The sequence below is a fragment of the Caulobacter sp. 05T431 genome (assembly GCF_056665975.1).
In genome coordinates this window covers 133,242-147,956 of the sequence record NZ_JBFTKU010000016.1, presented here as the reverse complement: position 1 = coordinate 147,956, position 14,715 = coordinate 133,242, and the positions used below count along the sequence as shown (strand labels likewise).

Sequence of the window (14,715 nt, the reverse complement as noted above, 5' to 3'; positions counted from 1 at the left end):
GGCATGTCCCCGGCCCGCGCTCACCCCACCGTCCGTCATCCTCGGACGTGTTCCGAGGACCCCTGCTTCAGCCGCGAAGAAGGACGATCCGTGGAGCGGCGAGATCGCGGCCTAACCCCAACCGACAACCCCGCCGACAGAGGGGTCCTCGGAACAAGTCCGAGGATGACGGTTCTAAAGATGGAAGAAGGCCCTGCCCCGTCAAACGCCCGTCCGGGGCGGATGGAGACCTACGCCAAGCGGACATTCTGAAGGTCAGCTAGCGGTGGGGAGCGGCCCTCGGAACCCCTCTCTCATTGAGAGAGGGAGGGGCCCGCCGCGAAGCGGTGGGAGGGTGAGTGGTTTCACCGCCGGCCGGCAAACCCCAAGACGTTCGACCTCGTTTTCGAGGCGTCAGAGGAAACACGCCATGCCTAGCCGTCGTGGATCTTGGCGAACAGAAGAAGGCCTGCTGAAAGACTGCGCTTCATTCGGTGAGAGTGTAACCACTCACCCTCCCATGGCTTCGCCATGGGCCCCTCCCTCTCTCTAAGAGAGAGGGGTTCGGTGGGCGTTCTTCAACGTCCGCTATGGATCGAAAGCCGACCAGCCCCCTCCCCCGACCAGCGGACATTCGACACGACGATCCGAGCCGCCGAGGGAAAACGCTAGAGCCCCCGCCCCGAGCGCCGCTATAAAACCTGAAACCGGCGTTTTCGCCCTTGCCATGCGCCCGTCTCGCCGGGCAGCTTCACCACATCCATAGGTCGCATTCCGTGCAAGATCTCGCCCAAGCCGTCTATCTGACCCTCGGCCTCACGATCCTCGGCGGTTATCTGCTGGGCTCGATCCCGTTCGGCCTGATCKCCACGCGGCTGGGCGGGGCCGGCGACATCCGGCAGATCGGTTCGGGCAATATCGGCGCGACCAACGTGCTGCGCTCGGGCCGCAAGGACCTGGCGGCCATCACCCTGATCGGCGACGCCGGCAAGGGGATCGTGGCGGTGCTGCTGGCCCGCTGGCTGACCCACGGGAACCCGGCGATCATCGCCCTGGCCGGCGGCGCGGCCTTCACCGGCCACCTGTTCCCCGTCTGGCTGAAGTTCAAGGGCGGCAAGGGCGTGGCCACCTTCTACGGCGTTCTGCTGTCGGCCTGCTGGCCGGTGGGCCTGCTGGCCGCCGTCACCTGGCTGGCCGTGGCCGCCCTGTTCCGCATCAGCTCGCTGGCCGCCCTGGTCGCCGCCGCCCTGGCCGCACCCTTCGCCCTGGCCACCGACCAGGCGGCGCCGTTCACGGTGCTGTGCCTGTTCATGGCCGTGCTGATCTTCATCCGCCACAAGGACAACATCAGCCGACTGCTGAAGGGCCAGGAGCCCCGCATCGGCAAGAAGAAGACGGCTGAAGAGCCGCCGGCCCCAGACGCAGATTCGGCCGGCTGATGACGCGGGGCCTCTCGGACAGCGAGCGCCTGGCCTGGCTTCGGCTGGCGCGCACCGAGACGGTCGGCCCCGTCGCCTTCGACCATCTGATCTCGCGCTTCGGCTCGCCCGAGCGGGCCCTGGACGCCCTGCCCGACCTGGCCCGCCGCGCCGGCCGCGCCACGCCCCTGCGCCCGCCGCCCGAGTCCGAGATCCTCCAGGAGCTGGAGAGCGGCGCCCGCCTCGGCGCGCGGCTGATCTGCGCCTGCGAGCCCGACTATCCGCCCCGCCTGGCCGCCCTGGACCCGCCGCCGCCGGTGCTGTGGGCCCTGGGCCGCGCCGAGCTGCTGTCCCAGCCCAGCCTGGCCATCGTCGGGGCGCGGATCGCCTCGGCGGGCGGCCAGCGCTTCGCCCGCCAGCTGGCGACCGAGCTGGGGCGCCACGGCTATGTCGTGGTCTCGGGCCTGGCGCGCGGCGTCGACGGCGCGGCCCACGAAGGCGCCCTGGCCACCGGCACGATCGCCGTCCTGGGCGGCGGGGTCAGCGACATCTACCCGCCCGAGCACGCCGCCTTGCACGCCCGCATCGCCGGCGAAGGCGGCTGCGTCGTCAGCGAGAGCGCGCCGGACCGCCGGGCCATCGCCAAGGACTTCCCGCGCCGCAATCGCATCATCTCGGGCCTGTCGCTGGGGGTTATCGTGGTCGAGGCCGAGCTGAAGTCCGGCTCGCTGATCACCGCGCGCCTGGCCGCCGAACAGGGCCGTGACGTCTTCGCCGTGCCGGGCTCGCCCCTGGACCCGCGCGCCAAGGGCCCCAACGACCTGATCCGCCAGGGCGCAATCCTGTGCGAGGGCGTCGAGGACGTGCTGCGCTCGCTGTCGGGCCAGGCCCACCTGCGCGAACGCGAACGTCCCTATGCGGCCGAGGACGACGGCGCCCCGATCGACCACGACGCCCTGCGCGAAGAGCTGGCCCGCCTGCTCTCCCCCACCCCGGTCTCGCGCGACGAACTGGTCCGCGCCACCAAGGCCCCGACCTCGGCGGTGATGGCGGCGCTGGTGGAGCTGACCCTGGCCGAGCGGGCCGAGCTGCTGGTGGGCGGGATGGTGGCGGGGACCTAGGCGACGCCCAAATATTCCTCTCTCTATAGAGAGAGCCGGGAACCAAATGCGTCGTCGGCCACGGCCGCCGTTGACAGACCCCTGGCGCCGCCCCCACTTTCCGGCCCTCGTCGCCTTGGCGCCCCTCGGGGTTCGCCTGGGAGACGAACCCAATTCCCAGGCATCAAGGTCCTAATGAACGTCGTCGTCGTCGAGAGCCCGGCCAAGGCCAAGACCATCAACAAGTACCTCGGGTCCGACTACAAGGTTCTCGCCTCGTACGGTCACATCCGGGACTTGCCGTCGAAGGACGGTTCGGTCGAGCCCGACAACGACTTCGCCATGAGCTGGGAAGTCGACGGCAAGGCCACCAAGCGCGTGTCCGACATCGTCGACGCCCTGAAGGGGGCCGACCGCCTGATCCTGGCCACCGACCCCGACCGCGAAGGGGAAGCCATCAGCTGGCACGTGCTGGAGGTGCTGCAGAAGAAGAAGGCGCTGAAGGACAAGGCCGTCCAGCGCGTCACCTTCAACGCCATCACCAAGTCGAGCGTGCTGGAGGCCATGGCCAATCCGCGCGACATCGACATGGAGCTGGTCGAGGCCTACCTCGCCCGCCGCGCCCTGGACTATCTGGTCGGCTTCACCCTCTCGCCCGTCCTGTGGCGCAAACTGCCGGGCAGCCGCTCGGCCGGCCGCGTGCAGTCGGTCTGCCTGCGCCTGATTGTCGACCGCGAGCTGGAGATCGAGCGCTTCAAGACCCAGGAATACTGGACCGTCGAGGCCGACGTCACCGCCGGCGCCGAGCCGTTCCTGGCCCGCCTGGTCAAGCACGAGAACAAGAAGCTCACCAAGTTCGACCTGGGCAACGAGACCTCGGCCTTGGCCGCCCGGGCCGCCGTGCAGAAGGCGACCTTCAAGGTCGCCGCCGTCGAGAAGAAGCCCGGCAAGCGCTCGCCCGCCCCGCCCTTCACCACCTCGACCCTGCAGCAGGAAGCCGCCCGCAAGCTGGGCTTCAGCGCCCAGCGCACCATGCAGGCCGCCCAGAAGCTGTACGAAGGCATCGACATCGGCGGCGAGACCGTCGGCTTGATCACCTACATGCGGACCGACGGCGTGTCGGTCGAGCCGGAAGGCATCGCCGAGGCGCGCAGTGTGATCGGCAACGTCTACGGCGAGACCTACGTCCCCGAGACCCCGCGCTACTACAAGGCCAAGGCCAAGAACGCCCAGGAGGCCCACGAAGCCATCCGCCCGACCAGCCTGCGCCGCAACCCGGGCTCGCTGCGCCTGGAGCCGGACCTGGGCCGCCTCTACGAGCTGATCTGGAAGCGGATGATCGCGTCCCAGATGGAGAGCGCCCGCATCGAGCGCACCACGGTCGACCTGGAGAGCRCCGACGGCCAGACCGGCCTGCGCGCCACCGGCCAGGTCGTGCTCTTCCCCGGCTATCTGGCCGTCTACGAGGAAGGCCGCGACGACGAGGGCGACGAGGACAGCGCCCGCCTGCCGGCCATCGAGGAAGGCGCCGCCGCCAAGGTGCTGGACGCCCGCGCCGACCAGCACTTCACCGAGCCGCCCCCGCGCTACTCGGAAGCCAGCCTCGTCAAGAAGATGGAAGAGCTGGGCATCGGCCGGCCCTCGACCTACGCCTCGGTCCTGACCGTGCTGCGCGACCGCGCCTATGTCCGCATGGAGAAGCAGCGCTTCATCCCCGAGGACAAGGGCCGACTGGTCACCGCCTTCCTGGAACAGTTCTTCCGCCGCTACGTGGAGTACGACTTCACCGCGGCCCTGGAAGAGCAGCTGGACCTGGTGTCGGACGGCAAGCTGGACTGGAAGCAGTTCCTGCGCGACTTCTGGAAGGACTTCGCGGCCGCGGTCGGCGAGATCGCCKAGCTGCGCACCACCAATGTCCTGGACGCCCTGAACGAGGCCCTGGGCCCGCACATCTTCCCCGACAAGGGCGACGGCTCGAACCCGCGCGCCTGCCCGACCTGCGGCACGGGGATGCTGTCGCTGAAGACCGGCAAGTTCGGGGCCTTCATCGGCTGCTCGAACTATCCGGAATGCCGCTACACCCGCCAGCTGGCCACCAGCGAGGGCGACGGCGAGGCCGAGACCGCCGACAAGGAGCTGGGGATCAATCCCGAGACCGGCCGCGTGGTGTGGCTGAAGAACGGCCGCTTCGGCCCCTATGTCGAGGAGCTGGCGGCGGCCGACAGCGGCGACAAGCCCAAGCGTTCGTCCCTGCCCAAGGGCTGGACGGCGGCGGCGGTCGACCTGGAGAAGGCCCTGCGCCTGCTGTCCCTGCCCCGCGAGGTCGGCAAGCATCCGGACGATGGCAAGGTCATCACCGCCGGCCTGGGCCGCTTCGGGCCGTTCGTGCTGCACGACGGCACCTACGCCAATCTGGAGAACCCGGAAGACGTCTTCGACATCGGCCTGAACCGCGCGGTCAGCCTGCTGGCCGACAAGCGGGCCGGCGGCGGGCGTCCGCAGCGCGGCCAGGCGGCCGCCCTGGCCGAGCTGGGCAATCACCCCGAGGACGGCAAGCCGATCCGCGTGCTGTCGGGCCGTTTCGGGCCCTACATCAAGCACGGCGACACCAACGCCAACGTGCCCAAGGGCGCCGATCCGGCCGCCCTGACCCTGGAAGAAGCGGTGGCCCTGATCGCCGACCGCGTCGCCAAGGGCGGCGGCGGCAAGAAGCCGGCGAAGAAGGCGGCGGCGAAGAAGGCCCCCGCTAAGGCGGCGGCCGACGGCGCGGCTCCGGCCAAGAAGCCGGCCGCCAAGAAGCCGGCCGCGAAGAAGACCACGGCGGCGAAGAAGCCCGCCGCCAAGAAGGCCAAAGCCGAGGCGTGACGCGCCTCGGCGCCCTTGGTCAGGGGAAAATTGGGGGTTAAGCTGGGCTCATGACGTCGCTCGAACGCCCCCTGCCGCTGCCCCTCGTGGTCGTGATCCTGTCGGCCGTCAGCGTCGGCGGCTTCGTGTTCGGCCTCAAGGGCGCCCTGGACAAGACCGACCACCAGGCGGTCTCGACCGCGCCCCTGGCCGAGGTCTCGGGCGTGCCGGTGCGCGACGCCACCCCGGCCGTGGCCGAGATCGCACCGCCGCCGGCCCCTGTCGTCGAGAAGCCCAAGCCGGTCGAGGAGGTCGACGAGACCCCCGCCGAGGAGGCGCCCGTCGTCGAGACCCCGCCCGCGTCGCCGGCCCCCGTCGAGAAGAAGCCCGAACCGCCGCCGGCCCAGGCCACGCCGCAGCGGATCGAGGACCTGTACTGAGCCCGCCTCCCGGACAGCGGGCTCGACGTCCGCGCGCCACCGGCTAAGCTGCGCCTTCGCCAAGGGGAGCGCGCGATGTCCGAACGTCTTTCCCGTCGCGCCGMGCTCCAGGGCGCGGCCGCGACGGCGCTGGCGATCCCCGCCACCGTCCAGGCCCGGGCCCAGGTCCAAGCAAAGCCCGCCGAACCGCCGCTCCTCCTCGACGACGCCAGCGGCCTGGACGCGACCCCGGTCGCGCGCCACCTGCGCCCCGCCGTCCGAGACGACGCGCTGGTCGACCTGCTGCGGCGGGAGCTCAAGGACGCCGCGGCGGCCGGTCGTCCCGTCTGCGTCGGCGGCGCCCGGCACTCGATGGGCGGCCAGAGCCTGGCGCGCGGCGGCACGGCGATCACGCTGGATCAGGGCGTGTGCACGCCGGATCCGGCCGCGGCCCGCTATCGCGCCCAGGCCGGCGCGCGGTGGCGCGAGGTGATCGCCACGCTCGACCCCGTCGGCTTCGCGCCCAAGGTCACCCAGGCCAACAGCGACTTCACCCTGGGCGGGGCCTTTTCGGTCAACGCCCACGGCTGGGCCGCGCCGCTGGGACCCATGGGGTCGACGGTCCGCGCCGCCACGATCCTGCTGGCGGACGGCGAGATCGTGCGGTGTTCGCGCGAGGCGGAGCCGGAGCTCTTCAGCCTGGCCATGGGCGGCTACGGCCTGTTCGGCGTCCTGCTGGACCTGGAGGTCGAGATGGCCCCCAACGTCCGGCTGTCGCCCCGTTACGCCCAGACGTCGGCCGACGCCTTCGGCCGCGCCTTCGTGGACGCCCTGCACGCCCCGGACGTGGTCATGGGCTATGGCCGCCTGTCCGTGGCCCGCCGCGACTTCTTCCAGGACGCGCTGATCGTGACCTACGGACGGATCGCCGGCGCGCCGACGCCCCTGTCGCATCACCCCGACCGCCTGGCCGGCCTGACCCGTCAGGTCTATCGCGCCCAGATCGGCTCCGAGGCCTGGAAGAACGCGCGCTGGTACGCCGAGACGGTGCTCAAACCCCGGCTTGATCCGAAACAGACCACCCGCAACGCCCTGATCAGCTCGCCGGTCAGCGACCTGGCCGAGCGCGACCCGCGCCGCACCGACATCCTCCACGAATACTTCCTGCCACCGGACCGGCTGGCCGGGTTCCTGGCCGACTGCCGTGACCTCATCCCCAAGGCCCAGGTCCAGCTCCTGAACGTCACCCTGCGCTACATCGCCGCCGATCCGGTGAGCGTCATGGCCTTCGCCCCAACCGACCGGGTGGCGGCGGTGATGTCCTTCTCGCAGGCGCGCACCGCGGCGGCCGACGCCGCGATGCGGCCGGTGACCCAGGCCCTGATCGATCGCGCCCTGGCCCACGGCGGGTCGTTCTACCTGCCCTACCGCCTGCACGCCCGCCCCGACCAGCTGGAGCGCGCCTATCCCAACCTGGACCGCTTCATCGCCGAAAAGCGCCGCCGCGACCCGCGCGGCCTGTTCCGCAATACGATGTGGGAGCAATATTTCGCCAGCCGGGCCTGACAGCGCGGCGAAGCACGACATCGGCCCCGGAGCGCGCTAGACGTGCGTCATGGCCAAACCCCGTACGCCCAAGTCGTCCAAGTTCCCCGCCGCCTCGAAGGCCGCAAAGCCGCCCGCCGGCCTGCCGGACCGCGAGACCCTGCTGGCGTTCCTGCGCGACGCCGGCGAGAGCGGCAAGGCCGACATCGCCCGCCACTTCGGCCTGAAAGGCGCCGACCGCCGGGCCCTGCGCGAGATGCTGCGGGCCATGGAAGCCGACGGCAGCCTGGGCAAGCGCGGCCGCAAGGGCTTCGCCCAGGCCGGCGCTCTGCCGCCCGTCGGGGTGGTCGACGTGGTCGAGCGCGACGCCGACGGCGACCTCTATGTGCGCCTGACCAAGGATTCCGAGGACACGCCCCAGGTCCGCCTGGCGCCCGGCAAGGGCGAGGCGGCCGGCGGCGCGCCGGGCCTGGGCGACCGCCTGCTGGTCCGCTTCGAGAAACTGGAGAACGGCGAGACCGAGGCCCGACTGATCAAGCGTCTGGGCCAGAGCGCCCACAAGATCCTGGGCGTGGTGCGCAAAGCGCGCCGCGAGACCCGTATCGAGCCGGTCGACCGCAAGTCCAAGGAAAGCCTGCTGATCGACAATCAGGCCGCCGCCGACCTCAAGGAGGGCGACCTGGTCCTGGCCCAGGTCAGCGGCGCCGGCTCGCGCTACGGACCCAAGTTCGGCAAGATCCTGGAGGTGCTGGGCAGCGAGGACGACCCCCGCGCCGCCTCGCTGATCGCCATCCACAGCCACGGCATCCCGACGGGCTTCTCGGAAGAGGCCGAGGCCGAGGCCAAGGCGGCCCAGCCGCCGACGTTGGCGGGCCGCGACGACCTGCGCGACCTGCCGTTCGTGACCATCGACCCGGTCGACGCCCGCGACCACGACGACGCCGTCTACGCCCATCCCGATCCGGACGCCTCGAACGTGGGCGGCTGGGTGGTCTGGGTGGCGATCGCCGACGTCGCCGCCTATGTCCGCCCGGGCTCGGCCCTGGACCGCGACGCCCGCGAGAAGGGCAACAGCGTCTACTTCCCCGACCGGGTGGAGCCGATGCTGCCCGAGACCCTGTCCAACGGCCTGTGCTCGCTCCGCGAGGGCGAGAACCGCGCGACCCTGGCCGTGCGGATGGTGTTCGACGCCGGCGGCCGCAAGAAGGGCCACAAGTTCGTGCGCGGCCTGATGCGGTCGGCCGCCAAACTCTCCTACGAGCAGGCCCAGGCCGCCATCGACGGCGTGCCGCCGCCCGCCGGCCAGGACGCCGACAAGGCCGGCCCGCTGCTGGACCCGATCCTCAAGCCCCTGTGGGCCGCCTTCCGCCTGATGGGCAAGGGCCGCGAGGCGCGCTCGCCCCTGGCCATCGAGAGCGACGAGCGCCGGATCGTCATCAAGGAGGGCGAGATCCAGTCGATCACCCGCCGCGCCAGCCTGGAAGCCCACAAGCTGATCGAGGAGATGATGATCCAGGCCAACGTCTCGGCCGCCGAGACGCTGGAAGCCAAGCGCATGCCGCTGATCTACCGCGTCCACGACACGCCCAGCGACGAGAAGGTGATGAACCTGGGTGAGTTCCTGCAGACCCTGGAGATCCCCTGGTCCAAGGGCCAGGCCCCGACCACGGCGCGGTTCAACAAGCTGCTGGACGACACCCGCGAGAGCCCGCACGCGGCGATCATCAACGAGGTGGTCCTGCGCACCCAGATGCAGGCCCACTACTCGGCCGACAACATGGGCCACTTCGGCCTGAACCTGGCCCGCTACGCCCACTTCACCAGCCCGATCCGCCGCTATGCCGACCTGATCGTGCACCGGGCCCTGATCCGGGCGCTGGGCCTGGGCGACGACGGCCTGACCGACCAGGACATCGCCCAGATCAAGGACACCGCCGAGGTCATCACCCACGCCGAGCGCCGGGCCATGGCCGCCGAACGCGACGCMACCGACCGCTACATCGCCGCCTTCCTGGCCGACCGGGTGGGCGCCACCTTCACCGGCCGGATCACCGGCGTCACCCGCTTTGGCCTGTTCGTGAAGCTGGACGAGACCGGCGCCGACGGCCTGGTCCCGGTCTCGACCCTGGGCGAGGAATATTTCGTCCACGACGACCGCATGCACGCCCTGGTCGGCGAACGCACGGGCAAGCGCTTCCCCCTGGGCCTGGCGGTCGAGGTGCGGCTGCGCGAGGCCACGCCCGTGACCGGCGGCCTGGTGTTCGAGATGCTGACGGACGCGCTGCCGCGTGATCCGAAGGCGCCGCAACCCCGGCTGGGCGTGCGGGCGCGGACCCCGGTCAAGCCGCGCGGCGGCCTGCCGAAGGGCGTCCGACGAGGGAAGCGCAGATAATACCCTCTCCCGGAGGGAGAGGGAGGGACCCGCGCTCGAAGAGCGTGGGAGGGTGAGGGGTTACACACTCACCGATTTCTCACGAACGCCCTGCCGGCACGCCGGACGACGTCTTACCCCTCACCCTCCCATTGCTCCGCAATGGGCCCCTCCCTCTCCCCATGGGAGAGGGGTTCTAGGGCAGCACCACCCGCGCCGCCGCTTCCAGCCGATCCGCCATCATCCGCTGGTCGGCGATCGAGGGGTGCCAGTCGCACGCTCCCAGGTCCATGCCGGTGATCCGCACCGGGGTCGCCAGGCCGGGCGTCTGGGCGTCGACCGTCCTGGCCACCGCCTCGACGTCGGCGGCGAAGCTGTCGCCGGCGATCAGCAGGAACCGCGCCTGGGGCTGGCGCTTGGCCAAGTCGCCGATGAAGCGGGCATAGGCCTGGCGGTAGTCGGCGTGCAGGGCCTCGGCGTCCGCCCAGGCCTCGCCCGGCGCGACGGGCGTCGAGAAGTCGTTGGTGCCCAGGCCGATGACGATCAGGTCGGGCCGCCAGGCCTCGGCCGGGTCGACGACAGGCGTCGCCTCGCCGGGGATCATCCGCGGATAGAGCGCCGGCAGGGTCTGGCCCGGCGCCGCGCCGCCGTAGTTGCGCACCACGCCCCGTCCGGAGAAGGCGACGATCCGGTAGTCGGCGTCCAGCCGGCGGGCCAGCAGCGGGCCGAAGGTCAGGCTGGTGTCGGTCAGGTCGTGGATCTCGGCCTTCGTGCAACTGCGCTTGGTCGCCCGCACGCCGTAGCCGACGGTGTGGGAGTCGCCGATGAACTCGATCCTGCGGGGGCGGACCGGCGGCGGCAGGGCCTGGCCGCGCTTGCCGACGGTGAAGCCCAGGAACCGCGCGGAGCCGGTCTGGCTCTCGGTCAGCTTGTCGACCCGCACCACGTGCTCGCCCGGTCCCAGGTCGTCATAGGTCAGATGCGCGACGCCGGGCATGGCCACCTCGTTGCGGACCTTGCCGTCGATGCTKACGGCCAGCACCTCGAGCTGAGGATCGATCGCCACCTCGATCGACCGTCCGGTGAAACGCCCCTCGAAATAGACGCCGGGCCAGCCGAAGGCGTAGGCGCCGTCCGGCTGGGCCACGACCCGGCCGCCGATATTGGGTGTCAGGGCGGTCTGGGCCGAGACGGGCTCGACCGACAGGGCCGCCGCCACGAAGGCGGCCAGGAACACGTATCTCAAGCGGATCTCCTCGAAGCGCTTCAGGCGCTACTTCCGGGCCAAATAGTCCAGCGCCAGCAGCACCTCGGCCTTCACCCCGGTCTCGAACACCGCCTCGTCGACATCGAAATAGGGCGAGTGGTTGGCCGGGGCCGTGGCGGCGGGCACGTTGGCGGGACGGCCGCCCAGCTGGATGAACACCGCCGGGACCTTCTCGCCGTAGCGCGAGAAGTCCTCGGCCCCAGTCACCAGGGCCGCCTGGTCGTCGACCTTGCCGGGCGAGGCCTGCTCCAGCACCGGCTTGACCCAGGCCGACAGGGCCGGGTCGTTGCGGGTGACCGGATAGGGTTGGGTGAACACCGCCTGGGCCTTGGCGCCATAGCGGTCGCCGATGGCGGCCACGGTCTTCTGGACCTTGTCGATGACGTCGGCCCGGCGCTCGGCGTTGAAGGTGCGCAGGGTGCCGGTCATGGTCAGGTCTTCGGGGATGATGTTGTTGCGCACCCCCATGTTGATGGTGGCCACGGTCAGCACCGTGGGCGAGGCGCCGACGTCGACCTGGCGGGCGGCGATCTGGTTGAAGGCCTGGACGATGTCGGCCGCCACGCTGGCCATGTCGACGCCGGCCCAGGGCCGCGCCCCGTGGGTCTGCTTGCCCTTCACCGTGATGGTCAGGCGATCGGAGCCCGCATAGAAGCCGCCGGCCCGGTAGTTCAGGGCGTGGGCGTCGCCTGGGCCGATGTGCAGGCCGAAGATGGCGTCGACCTTGGGATGGTCCAGGGCGCCGTCGCGGATCATCAGGCCCGCCCCGCCCTCCTCGCCGGCTTGGGAGCCCTCCTCGGCCGGCTGGAACAGCACCACCACCGTGCCGGGGATATCGGCCTTCATGCCGGCCAGGACGGTCGCCGCGCCCAGCAGCATGGCCACGTGGGTGTCGTGGCCGCAGGCGTGCATGACCGGCAGGGTCCGGCCTTCCCATTGGGCGGTGGCCTTGGAGGCGAACGGCAGGCCGGTCTTCTCCTCGACCGGCAGGGCGTCCATGTCGGCGCGCAGGGCCACGACCTTGCCGGGCTTGCCGCCCTTCAGCACGCCCACGACGCCGGTGCGGCCCACGCCCTCGCGGACGTCGAAGCCCAGKGCGCGCAGCTCCTTGGCCACCAGGGCCGCCGTGCGGACCTCCTGGTTGCCCAGCTCGGGATGCTCGTGGATGTCGCGACGCCAGGCCACGACCTTGGGCTGGACCGCCTTGGCGGCTGCGGCCACCTGGGCGGTCGAGGGGGCGCCCATGGCCGGCGCGGCCGATAGCGCGGCGATCAGAGCCAGCGCCGAAACCCTTGCGAACATGCCATCCCTCGATTTCTGAAATCCCCGGAGGAGCTTGAGACGGTTTGGGGACACGCCGCAAGGGCATGTCCCCAAAAGGTCTCCCCTGCCCCTACGGACGGCTGGCGTCGCGGTGAGTCGGGTCTAAGCTCCCCCCATGGACGAGCCGATCGACGCCAAATTCGACACCCGCAACGACGGCGACGTCCGCGATCCGGCCGCCGGCGTGCTGAAGCCGCGCCACGCCGCCACCCTGATCGTCGTGCGCGACGACGGTCCCAAGCCCCGCATCCTGATGGGCCGCCGCAACCGGGGCCTGGCCTTCATGGCCGACAAGTGGGTGTTCCCCGGCGGCCGGGTGGACCGCGGCGACTACCTCGCGCCCTCGGCCAGCGAGCTGGCGCCCGAGACCGCCGCGCGCCTGGGCCTGGAACCGCGCCACGCCAACCCCGCCCGCCTGGCCCGCGCCCTGGCCCTGGCGGCGGTGCGCGAGACCTTCGAGGAGACCGGCCTGCTGCTGGCCAAGGAAGCCCCGGCGAGACCCGCCGCCGGCGCCTGGCGGCCGTTTCTGGCCCAGGGCGCACTGCCCGACCTGGCGCCGCTGGCCTTCGTGGCCAGGGCCATCACCCCGCCCTATCGCACCCGTCGCTTCGACGCCCGGTTCTTCATGGCCCCCGCCAGCGCCCTGCTGAGCCTGGAGCGCCAGCCCGACTGCGGCGAACTGGACGAGATCGGCTGGTTCGACTTCGACCAGGCCCGCGAGCTGGACCTGCCCAACATCACCCGCTTCGTGGTCCACGAGGTGGCCCAGCGCCTGGCCGACCCTGGACGCCCGGCCCCGTTCATGCGTTTCCTGCGCGGGGCGCGGCAGTTGAGCTATCTCTGAGCGTCCGTCGGAGGCCGCCATGCTCGCTCTCGCCCTCGCCGCCGCCCTCGCGGGTCCACCCGCCGCGATCGACCAGATGGCCTGGCTCTCGGGCTGCTRGATGCAGACCAAGCCGAACGGCGGCGTCGTCGAGGAACTGTGGATGGCGCCCGGCGGCGGCGTGATGCTGGGCCTGGGCCGCACGACGCGCGACGGCAAGCTGCGCGAATACGAATACACCCGCATCGTCGAGGCCGACGGCTCGCTGGCCTACATGGCCGAGCCCTCGGGCCAGGAGAGGGCCACCTTCCCGCTCAAGAGCCTGACGGCCGACGAGGCGGTGTTCGAGAACCCGGCCCACGACTTCCCCCAGCGGGTGATCTATCGTCGCATCGGACCCGACGCCGTGACCGGCCGGATCGAKGGCCAGATGGGCGGTCAGGCCAGGAGCGTCGATTTCCCGTACAAACGATGCGCGACCGGCAATTGACTTTGGCGCGCCGCTGAGTATGTTCCGCGCCTCTTAATTCGACCGCGTAGGGACCTGCGCGACCATCGCAGGGATTCGACCATGGCCAAACCGGCTTCCATCAAGATCCGCCTGAACTCGACGGCGGACACCGGCTTCTTCTACGTGACCAAGAAGAACGCCCGTACCAAGACCGAGAAGATGGTGCTGAAGAAGTACGATCCGGTCATCCGCAAGCACGTCGAATTCCGCGAAGGCAAGATCAAGTAGGTCTTGCGACCCTTTGCGATACGACAAGACGCCCGGCTGCGAAGCTGGGCGTTTTTCGTTTGGGCGTCTTGTTTTCGCCGCCGAGGGAAGGCCTAGCTGGCCCATGCGTCGACTCCCGCTTCAGGCCCTCGGGCTAGCCCTCCTCCTGCTGTTTGGCGCCGGTTCGCCGTCGGCTGAGGCCCAGGCGGCCACGCCGGTCTACGGCTACGAGGTGGTGCGCACCTATCCCCATGACCCCAACGCCTTCACCGAGGGCCTCTTCCTGAGAGACGGGTTCCTGTACGAGAGCACGGGCCTGCAGGGCGCCTCGTCGATCCGCAAGATCGTGCTGGAGACGGGCAGCGTCGAGAACGAGCGCCAGATCTCCAGCCAGTATTTCGGCGAGGGCATCGTCGACTGGAAGGACAAGCTGATCGAGCTGACCTGGAAGGACCAGATCGGCTTCGTCTACGGCATCGACGACTTCGAGACGCGCGGCGAGTTCGCCTATGACGGCGAAGGCTGGGCCCTGACCCGCGACGACAAGCGGCTGATCATGAGCGACGGGACCTCGCGCCTGCGCTTCCTGGACCCCGAGACCCTGAAGGAGACCGGCGGGATCACCGTCACCGACGAAGGGCGTCCCGTGGACCAGCTGAACGAGCTGGAATGGGTCAAGGGCGAGATCCTGGCCAATATCTGGCAGAGCGATCGCATCGCCCGCATCGACCCGGCCACGGGCAAGGTGAAGGGCTGGATCGACCTGACCGGCCTGCTGCCCGCCCAGGAACGAGCCCAGGCCGACGTGCTGAACGGCATCGCCTACGACGCCAAGGCCGACAAGCTGATCGTGACCGGCAAGCTGTGGCCGCGGCTCTACGAGATCAGGCTGGTTCCCAAGCGCTAGA

The 14,715-nt window shown here is 70.6% G+C and carries 12 protein-coding genes; 10 read left to right on the top strand and 2 right to left on the bottom strand.

What is annotated here, in order from left to right; translation table 11 throughout:
* Nucleotides 1-755 precede the first annotated feature (755 nt).
* The 6 genes from plsY (at nucleotide 756) to rnr (ending at nucleotide 9,697) form a co-directional block, all read left to right on the top strand.
* Nucleotides 756-1,418, top strand: a complete 663-nt coding sequence (gene plsY, locus AC1U89_RS15960) for a glycerol-3-phosphate 1-O-acyltransferase PlsY (protein WP_479900671.1) — start codon at nucleotides 756-758, stop codon at nucleotides 1,416-1,418.
* Nucleotides 1,418-2,518 (top strand): DNA-processing protein DprA, encoded by a 1,101-nt coding sequence (gene dprA / locus AC1U89_RS15955; RefSeq protein ID WP_479900670.1) that lies wholly within the window; start codon nucleotides 1,418-1,420, stop codon nucleotides 2,516-2,518. The genes plsY and dprA overlap by 1 nt, the downstream gene beginning before the upstream one ends.
* Nucleotides 2,519-2,692: 174 nt before the next feature.
* Complete coding sequence (gene topA, locus AC1U89_RS15950; protein WP_479900669.1) at nucleotides 2,693-5,362, top strand: type I DNA topoisomerase; 2,670 nt, start codon at nucleotides 2,693-2,695, stop codon at nucleotides 5,360-5,362.
* A gap of 50 nt (nucleotides 5,363-5,412) precedes the next feature.
* Nucleotides 5,413-5,781 (top strand): hypothetical protein, encoded by a 369-nt coding sequence (locus AC1U89_RS15945; RefSeq protein ID WP_479900668.1) that lies wholly within the window; start codon nucleotides 5,413-5,415, stop codon nucleotides 5,779-5,781.
* Nucleotides 5,782-5,856: 75 nt separating this feature from the next.
* The gene (locus AC1U89_RS15940; RefSeq protein ID WP_479900667.1) at nucleotides 5,857-7,326 is read left to right on the top strand and encodes an FAD-binding oxidoreductase; all 1,470 of its coding nucleotides are present in this window, start codon (nucleotides 5,857-5,859) and stop codon (nucleotides 7,324-7,326) included.
* Nucleotides 7,327-7,375: 49 nt separating this feature from the next.
* Nucleotides 7,376-9,697, top strand: coding sequence for a ribonuclease R (rnr, locus tag AC1U89_RS15935; protein ID WP_479900666.1), 2,322 nt, complete (start codon nucleotides 7,376-7,378; stop codon nucleotides 9,695-9,697).
* Nucleotides 9,698-9,872: 175 nt separating this feature from the next.
* Here rnr and AC1U89_RS15930 read toward each other — a convergent pair whose 3' ends face one another.
* Both AC1U89_RS15930 and AC1U89_RS15925 read right to left on the bottom strand, forming a co-directional pair.
* Nucleotides 9,873-10,913, bottom strand: coding sequence for an SGNH/GDSL hydrolase family protein (locus tag AC1U89_RS15930; protein WP_479900674.1), 1,041 nt, complete (start codon nucleotides 10,911-10,913; stop codon nucleotides 9,873-9,875).
* 36 nt (nucleotides 10,914-10,949) lie between these two features.
* Nucleotides 10,950-12,245: an amidohydrolase gene (locus AC1U89_RS15925; protein WP_479900665.1), complete on the bottom strand. Its 1,296-nt coding sequence runs from the start codon at nucleotides 12,243-12,245 to the stop codon at nucleotides 10,950-10,952.
* A gap of 136 nt (nucleotides 12,246-12,381) precedes the next feature.
* Here AC1U89_RS15925 and AC1U89_RS15920 point away from each other — a divergent pair, with 136 nt between their 5' ends.
* The 4 genes from AC1U89_RS15920 (at nucleotide 12,382) to AC1U89_RS15905 (ending at nucleotide 14,714) form a co-directional block, all read left to right on the top strand.
* Nucleotides 12,382-13,110 carry an NUDIX hydrolase gene (locus AC1U89_RS15920; protein ID WP_479900664.1) on the top strand — a complete coding sequence of 243 codons (729 nt, stop codon included), beginning with the start codon at nucleotides 12,382-12,384 and terminating at the stop codon, nucleotides 13,108-13,110.
* Between the two features lie 19 nt (nucleotides 13,111-13,129).
* The gene (locus AC1U89_RS15915; RefSeq protein ID WP_479900663.1) at nucleotides 13,130-13,579 is read left to right on the top strand and encodes a DUF6265 family protein; all 450 of its coding nucleotides are present in this window, start codon (nucleotides 13,130-13,132) and stop codon (nucleotides 13,577-13,579) included.
* Nucleotides 13,580-13,660: 81 nt separating this feature from the next.
* A complete protein-coding gene (rpmG, locus tag AC1U89_RS15910) occupies nucleotides 13,661-13,828 on the top strand; it encodes a 50S ribosomal protein L33 (RefSeq protein WP_010920317.1) in 168 nt (55 codons plus the stop codon).
* A gap of 103 nt (nucleotides 13,829-13,931) precedes the next feature.
* Nucleotides 13,932-14,714, top strand: coding sequence for a glutaminyl-peptide cyclotransferase (locus AC1U89_RS15905; protein WP_479900662.1), 783 nt, complete (start codon nucleotides 13,932-13,934; stop codon nucleotides 14,712-14,714).
* Nucleotide 14,715: the final 1 nt, after the last annotated feature.